The 15,027-nt window shown below is 60.0% G+C and carries 11 protein-coding genes; 6 read left to right on the forward strand and 5 right to left on the reverse strand.

The window, feature by feature from the left end:
• The first annotated feature begins 6 nt into the window (after positions 1-6).
• From dnaA to gabP, 5 genes are all read left to right on the forward strand, one after another.
• Positions 7-1,521 carry a chromosomal replication initiator protein DnaA gene (gene dnaA / locus LOY35_RS00005; RefSeq protein WP_258629453.1) on the forward strand — a complete coding sequence of 505 codons (1,515 nt, stop codon included), beginning with the start codon at positions 7-9 and terminating at the stop codon, positions 1,519-1,521.
• 39 nt (positions 1,522-1,560) lie between these two features.
• Positions 1,561-2,664: a DNA polymerase III subunit beta gene (dnaN, locus tag LOY35_RS00010; protein WP_041023027.1), complete on the forward strand. Its 1,104-nt coding sequence runs from the start codon at positions 1,561-1,563 to the stop codon at positions 2,662-2,664.
• Positions 2,665-2,681: 17 nt separating this feature from the next.
• Positions 2,682-3,785 (forward strand): DNA replication/repair protein RecF, encoded by a 1,104-nt coding sequence (gene recF, locus LOY35_RS00015; protein ID WP_030139022.1) that lies wholly within the window; start codon positions 2,682-2,684, stop codon positions 3,783-3,785.
• Between the two features lie 5 nt (positions 3,786-3,790).
• A complete protein-coding gene (gyrB, locus tag LOY35_RS00020; protein WP_258629455.1) occupies positions 3,791-6,208 on the forward strand; it encodes a DNA topoisomerase (ATP-hydrolyzing) subunit B in 2,418 nt (805 codons plus the stop codon).
• Between the two features lie 298 nt (positions 6,209-6,506).
• Complete coding sequence (gabP, locus tag LOY35_RS00025) at positions 6,507-7,901, forward strand: GABA permease (protein WP_258629457.1); 1,395 nt, start codon at positions 6,507-6,509, stop codon at positions 7,899-7,901.
• 36 nt (positions 7,902-7,937) lie between these two features.
• Here the strand turns inward: gabP and LOY35_RS00030 are convergent, their stop codons facing one another.
• On the reverse strand, positions 7,938-8,672 hold the full coding sequence (locus LOY35_RS00030) for a response regulator transcription factor (RefSeq protein WP_258629459.1): 735 nt from the start codon (positions 8,670-8,672) through the stop codon (positions 7,938-7,940).
• 214 nt (positions 8,673-8,886) lie between these two features.
• Between LOY35_RS00030 and LOY35_RS00035 the strand changes: the two genes are divergently transcribed.
• Complete coding sequence (locus LOY35_RS00035) at positions 8,887-10,425, forward strand: HAMP domain-containing sensor histidine kinase (RefSeq protein WP_258629461.1); 1,539 nt, start codon at positions 8,887-8,889, stop codon at positions 10,423-10,425.
• 153 nt (positions 10,426-10,578) lie between these two features.
• Here LOY35_RS00035 and LOY35_RS00040 read toward each other — a convergent pair whose 3' ends face one another.
• From LOY35_RS00040 to glyQ, 4 genes are all read right to left on the reverse strand, one after another.
• The gene (locus LOY35_RS00040) at positions 10,579-11,358 is read right to left on the reverse strand and encodes a 1-acyl-sn-glycerol-3-phosphate acyltransferase (protein WP_258629463.1); all 780 of its coding nucleotides are present in this window, start codon (positions 11,356-11,358) and stop codon (positions 10,579-10,581) included.
• A gap of 80 nt (positions 11,359-11,438) precedes the next feature.
• On the reverse strand, positions 11,439-11,972 hold the full coding sequence (gmhB, locus tag LOY35_RS00045) for a D-glycero-beta-D-manno-heptose 1,7-bisphosphate 7-phosphatase (RefSeq protein ID WP_258629464.1): 534 nt from the start codon (positions 11,970-11,972) through the stop codon (positions 11,439-11,441).
• Positions 11,973-11,975: 3 nt separating this feature from the next.
• A complete protein-coding gene (gene glyS, locus LOY35_RS00050) occupies positions 11,976-14,030 on the reverse strand; it encodes a glycine--tRNA ligase subunit beta (protein WP_258629468.1) in 2,055 nt (684 codons plus the stop codon).
• Complete coding sequence (glyQ, locus tag LOY35_RS00055; protein WP_024777767.1) at positions 14,027-14,980, reverse strand: glycine--tRNA ligase subunit alpha; 954 nt, start codon at positions 14,978-14,980, stop codon at positions 14,027-14,029. The genes glyS and glyQ overlap by 4 nt, the downstream gene beginning before the upstream one ends.
• Positions 14,981-15,027: the final 47 nt, after the last annotated feature.

The following is a 15,027-nucleotide window of genomic DNA, read 5'->3' on the forward strand; positions in this document are numbered from 1 at the left end:
ATGTCCGTGTCAGTGGAACTTTGGCAGCAGTGCGTGGAGCTTTTGCGCGATGAGCTGCCTGCCCAACAATTCAACACTTGGATCCGCCCACTACAGGTCGAAGCCGAAGGCGACGAGTTGCGCGTCTATGCACCGAACCGTTTCGTTCTCGACTGGGTCAACGAAAAGTACCTGGGCCGGGTCATGGAGCTGCTCGACGAGCATGGCAATGGCATGGCGCCTGCGCTGTCCTTATTAATAGGCAGCAAGCGCAGCTCGGCCCCGCGCGCGGCCCCGAATGCACCGCTCGCTGCCGCGGCTTCCCAGGCCCAGGCTGCCGTGGCGCCGGCGAATCCGGTTGTCTCGACCCCCGCGCCAAGCAAAAGAAGCCCACAAAAGGTGTCCGAGGTCAGTGAAGAGCCTTCCCGGGACAGCTTCGACCCCATGGCGGGCGCCAGTAGCCAACAGGCACCGGTACGCGCGGAGCAACGCACCGTGCAGGTCGAAGGTGCGCTCAAGCACACCAGCTATCTGAACCGCACCTTTACCTTCGAGAACTTCGTCGAAGGCAAGTCCAACCAGTTGGCCCGGGCAGCAGCCTGGCAGGTGGCGGACAACCCCAAGCATGGCTACAACCCGCTGTTCCTGTATGGCGGTGTGGGCCTGGGTAAAACCCACTTGATGCATGCTGTGGGTAACCACTTATTAAAGAAGAACCCGAATGCCAAGGTCGTGTACCTGCATTCCGAGCGCTTCGTGGCCGATATGGTCAAGGCGCTGCAACTGAACGCCATCAATGAATTCAAGCGTTTCTACCGTTCGGTGGACGCACTGCTGATCGACGACATTCAGTTCTTTGCCCGCAAGGAGCGTTCCCAGGAAGAGTTTTTCCACACCTTCAACGCGTTGCTTGAAGGCGGACAGCAGGTCATTCTCACCAGTGACCGTTATCCAAAGGAAATCGAAGGCCTGGAAGAGCGCCTGAAATCGCGTTTCGGCTGGGGCCTGACGGTAGCCGTCGAGCCGCCGGAGCTGGAAACCCGGGTGGCGATCCTGATGAAAAAAGCCGATCAGGCCAAGGTCGAGCTGCCTCACGACGCCGCGTTCTTCATCGCCCAGCGTATCCGTTCGAACGTGCGCGAGCTTGAAGGTGCGCTCAAGCGGGTGATCGCGCATTCCCACTTCATGGGGCGCGATATCACCATCGAGCTGATCCGTGAGTCCTTGAAGGACCTCCTGGCGCTTCAGGACAAGCTTGTTTCTGTGGATAACATTCAGCGAACTGTTGCTGAATACTACAAAATCAAGATATCCGACCTGCTCTCCAAACGCCGTTCGCGTTCGGTGGCCCGGCCGCGCCAGGTGGCCATGGCCTTGTCCAAGGAGCTGACCAACCACAGCCTGCCGGAAATCGGCGATGTGTTTGGCGGACGCGACCACACCACCGTGTTGCACGCCTGTCGAAAGATCAACGAACTTAAGGAATCCGACGCGGACATCCGCGAGGACTACAAGAACCTGCTGCGTACACTGACCACTTGATGACCACCAGCGCAGCTTATTAAGGCAAGGGACTAGACCATGCATTTCACCATTCAACGCGAAGCCCTGTTGAAACCCCTGCAACTGGTCGCAGGCGTCGTCGAACGCCGCCAGACCTTGCCGGTACTTTCCAACGTGCTGCTGGTTGTCGAAGGCCAGCAACTGTCGCTGACCGGTACCGACCTGGAAGTCGAGCTGGTCGGTCGTGTGCAGCTTGAAGAGCCGGCCGATCCGGGTTCTATCACCGTGCCGGCGCGCAAGCTGATGGACATCTGCAAGAGCCTGCCCAACGATGCGCTGATCGACATCAAGGTCGATGAGCAGAAGCTCGTGGTCAAGGCCGGGCGCAGCCGTTTCACCCTGTCGACCCTGCCCGCCAATGACTTCCCGACCGTGGAAGAAGGCCCGGGCTCGCTGACCTGCAGCCTCGAACAAAGCAGGCTGCGCCGCTTGATTGAGCGCACCAGCTTCGCCATGGCCCAGCAGGACGTGCGTTACTACCTCAACGGCATGCTGCTGGAAGTGTCCGCCGGCGTTATCCGTGCTGTTGCCACCGACGGTCACCGCCTGGCGATGTGCTCGATGCAGGCCGATATCGGTCAGCCGGATCGCCATCAGGTGATCGTGCCCCGTAAAGGTATCCTGGAATTGGCGCGCCTGCTGACCGAGCCGGACGGCAACGTCAGCATCGTGTTGGGCCAGCACCATATCCGCGCCACCACCGGGGAGTTCACCTTCACCTCGAAGCTGGTAGACGGCAAGTTCCCCGACTATGAGCGTGTGCTGCCCAAAGGTGGCGACAAACTGGTACTGGGTGACCGCCAGGCACTGCGCGAGGCCTTCAGCCGTACCGCGATCCTGTCCAACGAGAAGTACCGCGGCATCCGCCTGCAACTGGCCAGCGGTCAGTTGAAAATCCAGGCGAACAACCCTGAACAGGAAGAAGCGGAAGAAGAAGTAGGCGTTGATTACAACGGCGGCTCCCTGGAGATCGGTTTCAACGTCAGCTACCTGCTCGACGTGCTGGGCGTGATGACCACTGAGCAGGTACGCCTGATCCTGTCGGACTCCAACAGCAGTGCCTTGGTGCAGGAATCCGATAACGACGATTCGGCCTACGTTGTCATGCCGATGCGCCTGTAATAATCAGCAGAAGCTAGATGTCCTTAAGTCGCGTCTCGGTCACCGCGGTGCGCAATCTGCACCCGGTGACCTTCTCCCCCTCTCCCCGAATCAATATTCTTTACGGCGCCAACGGCAGCGGCAAAACCAGCGTCCTGGAAGCCGTACACCTGCTGGGGCTTGCCCGTTCGTTTCGCAGTACCCGTCTGTTACCGGTCATCCAGTACGATCAACTGGCCTGTACGGTGTTCGGGCAAGTGGAACTGGCGGAAGGGGGTCATAGCGCGCTGGGTATTTCACGGGACCGGCAAGGCGAGTTCCAGATTCGCATCGACGGCCAGAACGCCCGCAGCGCCGCGCAACTTGCGGAAATCCTGCCGTTGCAGTTGATCAACCCGGACAGCTTCCGTCTGCTGGAAGGCGCACCGAAGATTCGCCGGCAATTCCTGGACTGGGGCGTCTTCCACGTGGAGCCACGTTTCATGGCGACCTGGCAGCGCTTGCAGAAGGCGCTGCGCCAGAGAAACTCTTGGCTGCGGCATGGTACACTTGACGCCGTTTCGCAAGCGGTTTGGGACAGGGAACTGTGCCAGGCCAGCGCTGAAATAGATGAATACCGCCGCGCTTACATCAAAGCCTTGAAACCGGTCTTCGAGCAGACCTTGAGCGAACTGGTTGAGCTCGAGGGCCTGACGCTCAGCTATTACCGAGGCTGGGACAAGGACCGGGAATTGAGCGCCGTACTGGCTGGCTCGCTGCAACGGGACCAGCAGATGGGCCATACCCAGGCTGGACCTCAACGCGCTGACTTGCGCCTCAGATTGGGCGCCCATAACGCCGCGGACATTTTGTCCCGGGGGCAGCAGAAGTTGGTGGTGTGTGCCTTGCGTATCGCCCAGGGGCACCTGGTCAGCCAGGCCCGTCGCGGTCAGTGTATTTATCTGGTGGATGACCTGCCGTCCGAGCTGGACGAGGCCCACCGTCGGGCGCTTTGCCGTTTGCTGGAAGACTTACGCTGCCAGGTGTTCATCACCTGTGTAGATCACGAATTATTGAGGGAAGGCTGGCAGACGGAAACGCCAGTCGCTCTGTTCCACGTGGAACAGGGCCGTATCACCCAGACCCACGACCATCGGGAGTGAAGGCATTGAGCGAAGAAAATACGTACGACTCAACGAGCATTAAAGTGCTGAAAGGCCTGGATGCCGTACGCAAACGTCCCGGTATGTACATTGGTGACACCGACGATGGCAGCGGTCTGCACCACATGGTGTTCGAGGTGGTCGACAACTCCATCGACGAAGCCCTTGCTGGCTATTGCGACGACATCAGCATCATCATTCACCCGGATGAATCCATCACCGTTCGTGACAACGGTCGAGGCATCCCGGTAGACGTGCACAAGGAAGAAGGCGTTTCCGCAGCCGAGGTCATCATGACCGTGCTGCACGCCGGCGGTAAGTTCGATGACAACTCCTACAAGGTATCCGGCGGACTGCACGGCGTAGGTGTCTCTGTGGTGAACGCGCTGTCCGAGGAACTGGTTCTGACCGTGCGCCGTAGCGGCAAGATCTGGGAACAGACCTACGTCCATGGTGTACCCCAGGCGCCGATGGCAATCGTTGGCGACAGCGAAACCACCGGTACCCAGATCCACTTCAAGGCTTCCAGCGAAACCTTCAAGAACATCCACTTCAGCTGGGACATCCTGGCCAAGCGGATTCGTGAGCTGTCCTTCCTCAACTCCGGTGTCGGCATCGTCCTCAAGGATGAGCGCAGCGGCAAGGAAGAGCTGTTCAAGTACGAAGGTGGCCTGCGTGCATTCGTTGAATACCTGAACACCAACAAGACTGCGGTCAACCAGGTGTTCCACTTCAACATCCAGCGCGAAGACGGCATCGGCGTGGAAATCGCCTTGCAGTGGAACGACAGCTTCAACGAGAACCTGCTGTGCTTCACCAACAACATCCCGCAGCGTGATGGCGGCACCCACCTGGTGGGCTTCCGTTCGGCGCTGACGCGTAACCTGAACAACTACATCGAACAGGAAGGCCTGGCGAAGAAGCATAAAGTCGCCACCACCGGTGACGATGCCCGCGAAGGCCTGACGGCGATCATCTCGGTGAAGGTGCCGGATCCGAAGTTCAGTTCCCAGACCAAGGACAAGCTGGTGTCTTCCGAAGTGAAGACCGCGGTCGAGCAGGAAATGGGCAAGTACTTCTCCGACTTCCTGCTGGAGAACCCGAACGAAGCCAAGCTGGTGGTCGGCAAGATGATCGACGCCGCGCGTGCCCGTGAAGCGGCGCGCAAGGCCCGTGAGATGACCCGCCGCAAAGGTGCGCTGGACATCGCCGGCCTGCCGGGCAAGCTGGCTGACTGCCAGGAAAAGGACCCTGCCCTGTCCGAACTGTACCTCGTGGAAGGTGACTCTGCTGGCGGCTCCGCCAAGCAGGGACGCAACCGCCGGACTCAGGCCATCCTGCCTCTCAAGGGCAAGATCCTGAACGTCGAGAAGGCGCGCTTCGACAAGATGATCTCCTCGCAGGAAGTCGGCACGCTCATCACCGCGCTGGGCTGTGGCATCGGCCGCGAAGAGTACAACATCGACAAGCTGCGCTATCACAACATCATCATCATGACCGACGCCGACGTCGACGGTTCGCACATCCGTACCCTGCTGCTGACGTTCTTCTTCCGTCAGTTGCCGGAGCTGATCGAGCGCGGCTACATCTACATCGCCCAGCCGCCGTTGTACAAGGTCAAGAAAGGCAAGCAAGAGCAATACATCAAAGACGACGACGCCATGGAAGAGTACATGACGCAGTCGGCCCTGGAAGACGCGAGCCTGCACCTGAACGAAGACGCCCCGGGCATTTCCGGCGAGGCCCTCGAGCGCCTGGTCAACGACTTCCGCCTGGTGATGAAGACCCTCAAGCGTCTGTCGCGCCTGTACCCACAGGAACTGACCGAGCACTTCATCTACCTGCCGGCCGTCAGCATGGACCAACTGTCCGACCACGCAGCGATGCAGGATTGGCTGGCCCAGTATGAAGTTCGCCTGCGCACCGTCGAGAAGTCTGGCCTGGTCTACAAAGCCAGCCTGCGTGAAGACCGCGAGCGTAACGTCTGGCTGCCGGAGGTCGAGCTGATCTCCCACGGCCTGTCGAACTACGTCACCTTCAACCGCGACTTCTTTAGCAGCAATGACTACAAGACTGTCGTATCCCTCGGCGCGCAACTGAGCACGCTGCTGGACGATGGCGCCTACATCCAGCGTGGCGAGCGCAAGAAAGCCGTGACCGAGTTCAAGGAAGCCCTTGAATGGCTGATGGCTGAAAGCACCAAGCGCCACACCATCCAGCGATACAAAGGGTTGGGTGAGATGAACCCGGATCAGTTGTGGGAAACCACCATGGACCCGGGCTCGCGCCGGATGCTGAAAGTGACCATCGAAGATGCCATTGGCGCGGACCAGATCTTCAACACCCTGATGGGTGATGCGGTCGAGCCTCGTCGTGACTTCATCGAGAGCAATGCGTTGGCGGTGTCTAACCTGGATTTCTGATCCCTCGCAGTGCAGCCACAAAAAAGCCAACGCTCACGCGTTGGCTTTTTTTTACGCTTGAAAAATGTTCCGCCTTCAGACTGCACAGTCGAAAATCGGGTAACGCAGTAACACTTAGGAACAAACCTTTAATTCTCAATCACTTGGATATCACCCCTGGACCCCGGCACCACGGGGCCTCAGGTTTTCTGGCGTAAAACTTGCGTGCTAAATAAACAACACCTCGTTTCTTTAAATTTACAAAAAGAGACGGTGGTACGAGGCGGTACGAATAAATTCAAGACCAAGGGTAGTCTCAATGAGTGGTACGCAAACTTCCAACAATCTGGAGCAAGGGCTCAAGCCCCGTCATGTGACGATGCTCTCCATCGCCGGCGTGATTGGTGCCGGACTATTCGTAGGTTCCGGTCACGCTATCGCGGCAGCCGGGCCGGCAGTGCTGTTGGCCTATGCCGCCGCCGGGGCATTGGTGGTGTTGGTGATGCGGATGCTGGGCGAAATGGCGGTGGCTTCGCCGGACACCGGTTCGTTCTCGACTTACGCTGATCGTGCGATTGGTCATTGGGCCGGTTTCACCATCGGTTGGCTCTACTGGTGGTTCTGGGTGCTGGTGATTCCCCTGGAGGCCAATGCCGCGGCGACCATCCTGCATGCCTGGTTTCCGAACGTGGCCATCTGGGTGTTCACCCTGGTCATCACGTTGCTGCTGACCATCACCAACCTGTTCAGTGTGAAGAACTATGGGGAGTTCGAGTTCTGGTTCGCCTTGGTCAAGGTCATAGCGATCATCGGCTTCGTCATCCTTGGCACGTTGGCGATCTTTGGGCTGTTGCCCACCAGCCAGGTCAGCGGTGTTTCGCATCTGTTTGACACCCAAGGCTTCCTGCCAAATGGCATGGGCGCGGTGTTGGGGGCGATTCTGACCACCATGTTCTCGTTCATGGGCACCGAGATCGTGACCATCGCGGCGGCCGAATCGAAGAACCCGGGGCAGCAGATTTCCAAGGCCACCAACTCGGTGATCTGGCGGATCGGCTTGTTCTATCTCGTGTCGATTTTCATGGTCGTATCCCTGGTGCCATGGAATGACCCGCTGCTTGCCAGCGTGGGCTCCTATCAGACCGTGCTGGAACGCATGGGCATTCCGAATGCCAAGCTGATCGTCGATATCGTGGTGCTGGTGGCGGTGACCAGTTGCCTGAACTCGGCGCTCTACACGGCCTCGCGCATGATGTTTTCGTTGGGCAAGCGCGGCGATGCGCCGGCCGTTTCCCAGCGCACCAACAAGAGCGGCACACCTTACTGGGCAGTGATGCTCTCGACCGCTGCCGCGTTCCTGGCGGTGTTCGCCAACTACGTGGCGCCGGCGGCGGTGTTCGAATTTTTGTTGGCCAGCTCCGGTGCCATCGCATTGCTGGTGTATCTGGTGATTGCGTTCTCGCAGTTGCGCATGCGCAAACAACGCATGGCGCGAGGGGAGAAAATTGCCTTCAGCATGTGGCTTTTCCCGGGCTTGACCTACGCGGTGATCATTTTCATCGTCGTGGCCTTGACCATCATGCTGTTCCAGGAGGCCCACCGGGTGGAGATCCTGGCAACTGGGCTGTTGAGCCTGCTGGTGGTGGTGTCCGGACTGCTGGTGCAGCGCCGCCGGATTGCAAAAGCAGGAAGCCTGGTACAGGCGCACGGCTGATTGATTGTTCCCACGCTCTGCGTGGGAACAATCAACTTAACTCGCCTCCGACGCTTCGCTTCCAGCCGCCACACTCTCCAACCGATACCCATACCCATAAATCGTCAACAACTGCCAGCCTCGATCCGCCGTCAGGCCAAGCTTGTTGCGCAGTCGATAGATGTGGGTGTCGAGCGGGCGGGACGACGTCATTTCTTCGTGGGTCCAGAATCGTTCGTAGAAATACTCCCGGGACAATGGACGACCCAGGTTGGCAAACAGGCAGCGGGCCAAGCGGTATTCCCGTTCGGTCAGGCTGATGGGGATACCGGCGCGGGTGACGGTCAGCTCGGCGTCGTCAAAGGCCAGGTCGTTGAACACCAGCACTTCGCTGGCCGGCGCGCGTTGCAGGTTATGGCGACGCAATACTGCAGTGACCCTGGCCTTGAGCTCGTTGGGCCTGAAGGGTTTGCTGACGTAATCGTCGGCCCCGGCGTTGAGAGCCTGGACGATGTCGTGTTCGCCGTCGCGGCTGGTGAGCATGATGGCGGCCGGTGGCGCGTCCATGTGCTCGCGGGTCCAGCGCAACAGTGACAGACCACTGATATCGGGCAGTTGCCAATCGAGGATCAGCAGGTCGAAGGTCTCCCGACGCAGTTGCCGCAACAGGTCCTCGCCGCGTTCGAAACTGTGCAGGGTCCAGGCCTGCTCGCCCCTGCCGGGGATCTGTTGCAGTGTCTGTTCCACCCGGCGCAACTCGGCCGGTTCGTCATCCAGTATGGCGACACGCATGGGCGCGATTCCTTGATCTCGAAGGTAACGGACATCATCAGGGGGAGCACGCAAACTGTCAGCTTCGTTGCCGATCCCCTGTCGCAGGCTGCGACAATACCGGCTCACGGCGGAGAGGGAAAGGCAGCAGCGCGCCACCCATCGAGTCCGCTATAGTCTTGGGCTTCGCATCAACCATGAAGCCAATCCTCTCTCGTGTTCGGTCAGGGTATCTATGAGTCATCCGCGTCGCAATGAAAGCCGTGAACCCACCCAGGCCCAGCGATTGTTTCGACAGTTGGTGCGTGAGTGGTTGTGGATAAGTCTGCTGCTGTTACCGGTGACGGCGCTGCTGTCGTTCAGTGCCCAATCGGCCCGCCATGGATCGAGCGCCGTATTATCGGTGTGCCTGGTGGCTTGCGTACTGGGATTGCTACTGCTGCGCCCTCACCTGGCCCTGTGGACAATGGTGGGCGGCATGGCGGCGGCATTGTCGATCAGTGCGGTGCTGGCGTTAGAGGGCTGGTGGTGGTCGCCGATGGCGAGTGTGCTAGGAATGCTGCTCGGCTACCTGATCTGGAACTGGCGACGCCTGAGTGTGGTACTGGCCTATTTTGGCTGGGAACTGGCGCGCCTGGACGCGGAGCCGAAAGTATTTCCGGAGCGCCGACGTACCTCTTACACCGGCAGTGACCGCTTGCAGGGTCAGATCATGGCCCTGGAACAAGCCATGGGTAGAACCCGCGACACCCGCCGCTTCATTGCTGATGGCCTGGAATACTTGCCTGTCGCGACCATGATCAGCGATCCGCAAGGCCGGATCCTGCTCGGTAACCGCAGGGCCCGGGATCTGTTCGGCCATGTCCTGGCAGGCGGCGATGTGCTGGAACAGCTCGTGCAACTGGGGTATCCGGCGCTGGAGCGCGAGCCCCATCACCGGTTATCCACATTGCCCTTGGTGGAGTTTCGCGATACTCGCGAACGCAGCCTGCGTCTTGAGCGTGCCCCGCTCATGCCGGTGGACGGCGATACGCCCATTGGCTGGTTGCTGAGCCTCATCGACCTGAGCGCCGAGCGAGAAGCCGAAGAGCAGCGCAGCGTGATGCTGCGTTTTCTCTCTCATGACCTGCGTGCGCCTCACTCGGCGATCCTGGCGTTACTCGACGTGCAGCGGCACCAGGCCGGTGGGAATGAGCGACTGTTCGACCAGATTGAGCGTCAGGTCCGTCGAGCCCTGGATTTGACGGAAGGCTTCGTGCAATTGGCCAAGGCGGAATCCGAGGCGTACCAATTCCAGCCGACCCTGTTCGCCATGCTGATCCTGGATGTGCTGGACCAGGTATTGCCCATCGCCCAGGCCAAGCGCATCCAACTGAGTCATGCCGTGGATGATGAAGAAGCGATGGTGAGGGCGGACCAGTCCCTGCTGACCCGTGCGCTGTTCAATCTTCTGGAAAACGCCATCAAGTACAGCTCGCCTGACAGCTGCATTTCACTGGCGGTTCGTTGCGCGGAGGGTTGGTTGATCTGCGAGGTCGGCGATCAGGGTAAAGGCATCAGTGCCGAGGAATTGCCCGATCTGTTCAGCCAATACCGGCGGTTCTCGTCGGCCCACGGCGTTGACGGGATTGGCTTGGGATTGTCGATGGTCAAAGCCGTGGTTGATCGCCATGACGGGCACATTGAATGTCACAGCGTGGTCGGTAAAGGCACGACGTTCAGTTTGCGGCTCCCCTTGCTGGGGGCAGAATCGAAAGATCACAGCGTTCTATAAAAATGCCGCGGGCAATAAACCGATTGAGCGCTATAAAAACTTATGCACGTTCCAGGCGGTTTTATGTTTTTAAGAAATATGTATATAAAACATGGTGTTACAAGATAAAAGCTGTGTTTTTAGAGAAAACGGTACACAGCTTATCCACAGATATCAGACAGCAAGTTGGTCTGTAGCCGCCGGCGTTGTGGGGGCCGGGGGCAGCGAGCCCATGTCCCGCTGGGTCTGTTCGTTCCAGGCCTGGACCCGGTCGTTGAGCTCGGCAATGGCGCGGGGGCCGCTGCCTTGGGCATACATCGGCTCACCGATCACCACGGTGATCACCCCAGGGGTCCGGATCCAGCCGGCTTTGGGCCAAAATTTCCCGGCATTGTGTGCAATCGGCAATACAGGCAGATCGGCATTCACCGCCAACGCAGAACCGCTGCGGGAAAACTTGCCGACCGTGCCATAGGGAACGCGGGTGCCTTCAGGGAAGATCAGCACCCAGACGTTGTCCTTGAGCAATTCGTCGCCCTTCTGGGCCACCTGCTTGAGCGCAGCCTTGGGGTTGTCGCGATCGATGGCGATCGGACGCAGCATCGCCATGGCCCAACCGAAGAACGGCACGAACAGAAGTTCACGCTTGAGCACCTGGCTCAACGGCTCGAAATAGGCCGACAGGAAAAATGTTTCCCAGGTGCTCTGGTGGTTCGACTGGATCACGCAGGGCCGGTCCGGCACGTTCTCGGCGCCCTTCACTTCATAGCGAATGCCCAGGAACACTTTGCTCAACCACAGTGCGCAACGGCACCAGTACACATTGATGAAGCGGTAGCGCGCCTTAAACGGCATGAAAGGCGCGACAAAGAAACTCAAGGAGCACCACAGCAAGGAACTGGTGCCCAACAGCAGGTAAAAGAGAAAAGATCTGATGGCCTGCAATATCGACATAGCGGCATTTACCGTTGCGGGCAATGCCCGCCTGTTCAAGCGCTTCCCGAACAATCCTTGGTCAGGATGTCTTGGGAGCTCTAATTGTGGATAAGTTCAGCGGCAATCGCCGCCAGGTCGTCAAAAATCAAGGTGCCTACCGGTAGGGTCTTGCCCAGAGTCTTTTCGCCTTTCCCGGTCTTTACCAAAACTGGCTGACAATCGACGGCCTTGGCCGCCTCCAGGTCACCGAGGCTGTCGCCGACGAACCAGACGCCCGTCAGCGGCACAGCATAATGCTCGGCTATGGCCTTCAACATGCCCGGTTTGGGTTTGCGGCAATCGCAACCTTCATCCGGCCCATGGGGGCAATAGACGATCAGTCCGACTTCGCCGCCCTGCTCGGCCACCAGGGCGCGCAAGCGCTCATGCATGGCGTCGAGGACCGCGAGGTCATAGTAACCGCGAGCAATGCCCGACTGGTTGGTGGCAACCGCCACCGTCCAGCCGGCCTTGCTCAACTGCGCGATGGCTTCGATCGAGCCGGGGAGTGGCAACCACTCCTCCACCGATTTGATGTAAGCGTCGGAGTCGTGATTGATCACCCCGTCCCGATCGAGAATCAGCAGTTTCAAGGCTTACCCCAGCAGCGAAATGTCGGCGACGCCGAGGAACAGCCCACGCAGGCGCGCCAGCAGCGCGTAGCGGTTGGCCCGTACGCTGGCGTCTTCGGCATTGACCATCACCGCTTCGAAAAACGCATCCACCGGTTCACGCAGTGCCGCCAGGCGTGCCAGGGTTTCGCTGTACTGGCGTGCCGCGGCCATCGGCTGGACGGCCTGGTCTGCCTGCTGGATCGCCGAATACAGGGAGAACTCATTGGCGTTGTCGAAGTACTTGGCTTCTACGGTGGCCGCGATATTGCCTTCGGCCTTGCTCAACAGGTTCGACACACGTTTGTTCACCGCCGCCAGGGCTGCCGCTTCCGGCAGTTTGCGGAAAGCCTGGACGGCTTGCACGCGCTGGTCGAAGTCCAGGGCCGAACCTGGCTTCAGGGCACGCACCGACAGGTAGGTGGCGACGTCGACGCCTTCGTCTTCATAGCGCGCACGCAGACGGTCGAAGATGAACTCCAGCACCGCATCGGCCAGGCCGGCGGCCTTGACCTTGCTGCCGAACGCGTTGACGGCGAAGGCCACCGCATCGTTCAGGTCCAGGTCCAGTTGCTTGTCGATGAGGATCCGCAACACGCCCAGCGCCGCGCGACGCAGGGCATAGGGGTCTTTGCTGCCGGTGGGCAGCATGCCGATCCCGAAGATACCGACCAGGGTGTCGAGCTTGTCGGCGATCGCCACGGCCGCACCGGTCAGGGTGGTCGGCAGCTCGGCGCCGGCGCCACGGGGCATGTACTGCTCGTTCAGCGCCAGGGCGACGTCTTGCGGCTCACCGTCGTTGAGGGCGTAGTAGTAACCGGCGATACCTTGCATCTCCGGGAACTCACCGACCATCTCGGTGGACAAGTCGCACTTGGACAGGATGCCGGCACGGGCCGCGCGCTGGGGGTCGCCGCCGATGCGTGGGGCGATGAACGCCGCCAGCTTCGACACACGCTCGGCCTTGTCATAGACGCTGCCGAGTTTTTCCTGGAACACCACGTTTTTCAGGCGCTCGTTGAAGCTTTCCAGCGGTTGCTTCTTGTCTTGCTTGAAGAAGAACTCGGCATCGGTCAGGCGCGGGCGAACGACTTTTTCGTTACCGGCGATGATTTGCTGCGGGTCCTTGCTTTCGATGTTGGCGACCGTGATGAAACGCGGCAGCAACTTGCCTTCGGCGTCCAGCAGGCAGAAATACTTCTGGTTGTCCTGCATGGTGGTGATCAGCGCTTCCTGCGGCACTTCAAGGAAACGTTCCTCGAACGAGCACACCAGCGGCACTGGCCATTCCACCAGCGCGGTCACTTCGTCCAGCAGGCTTGGCGGCACGATGGCAGTGCCTTCCTGGCGGGTCGCCAGCTCTTCGGTGCGCTTGCTGATCAGCTCGCGACGCTCGTTGGCGTCGGCCAATACGTAGGCAGCACGCAGGTCGGCCAGGTAGTTGGCTGGCGAGGTGATGCGCACGCTTTCCGGGTGGTGGAAGCGGTGACCGCGGGAATCGCGGCCAGCCTTCTGGGCCAGGATCGTGCAGTCGATGACCTGGTCGCCGAGCAGCATGACCAGCCATTGAGTCGGACGCACGAACTCTTCCTTGCGCGCGGCCCAGCGCATGCGCTTGGGAATCGGCAAGTCATTGAGAGAGTCTTCGACGATGGTCGGCAGCAGGCTGGCGGTCGGCTTGCCCTTGATGCTCTGGCTATAGCGCAGCTTCGGGCCGCTCTGGTCGATTTCGCTCAAGTCCACGCCACACTTCTTGGCGAAGCCCAGGGCGGCCTGGGTCGGATTGCCGTCGGCGTCGAACGCGGCCTGACGTGGCGGGCCGTCGAGGTTGATGCTGCGGTCCGGCTGCTGGGTCGCGAGGCCGGTGATCAACACGGCCAGGCGGCGCGGCGCGGCGTAGACGTGCTTGGTTTCGAAGTTCAGGCCGGCGGTTTGCAGGCCTTTTTCGATACCGGCCAGGAACGCGTCGGCCAGGGTATTCAGGGCTTTGGGTGGCAGTTCTTCGGTGCCCAGTTCAACCAGAAAATCTTGAGCACTCATTGTGCAGCCTCCAGCTTAGCCAACACTTCATCACGCAGGTCCGGGGTCGCCATCGGGAAGCCCAGCTTGGCACGGGCCATCAGGTAGGCTTGCGCGACGGAACGCGCCAGGGTGCGCACACGCAGGATGTATTGCTGGCGCGCGGTCACGGAAATCGCCCGGCGTGCGTCCAGCAGGTTGAAGGTATGGGACGCCTTCAACACCATTTCATAGCTCGGCAACGGCAGCGGCTGGTCCAGCTCGATCAGGCGCTTGGCTTCGCTTTCATAGAAGTCGAACAGTTCGAACAGCTTGTCGACGTTGGCGTGTTCGAAGTTGTAGGTCGACTGTTCCACTTCGTTCTGGTGGAACACGTCGCCGTAGGTCACCTTGCCGAACGGGCCGTCTGCCCACACCAGGTCGTAGACCGAATCCACGCCTTGCAGGTACATGGCCAGGCGTTCCAGGCCGTAGGTGATCTCGCCGGTCACCGGGTAGCACTCGATGCCGCCCGCCTGCTGGAAGTAAGTGAACTGGGTCACTTCCATGCCGTTGAGCCAGACTTCCCAGCCCAGGCCCCAGGCGCCCAGGGTCGGCGATTCCCAGTTGTCCTCGACGAAACGGATGTCATGCACCAGCGGGTCGAGGCCCACGCGCTTGAGGGAGCCCAGGTACAGTTCCTGGAAGTTTTCCGGGTTCGGTTTCAGGACCACCTGGAACTGGTAGTAGTGCTGCAGACGGTTCGGGTTTTCGCCGTAGCGGCCATCAGTCGGGCGGCGGCTGGGCTGCACGTAGGCGGCGTTCCAGGTTTCCGGGCCGATGGCACGCAGAAACGTGGCAGTGTGGAAAGTGCCGGCGCCTACTTCCATATCGTAGGGCTGAAGTACCACGCAACCTTGCTCGGCCCAGTATTGCTGGAGGGCGAGGATCAAGTCTTGGAAGGTACGCACGGCTGGCGTAGGCTGGCTCACGAAATTCACCTGTTTCTTGGGCTGCGATTTAAAGAGCGGGAGTATAC

The organism is Pseudomonas sp. B21-028 (genome assembly GCF_024749045.1).
In the GTDB taxonomy this organism is placed as follows: domain Bacteria; phylum Pseudomonadota; class Gammaproteobacteria; order Pseudomonadales; family Pseudomonadaceae; genus Aquipseudomonas.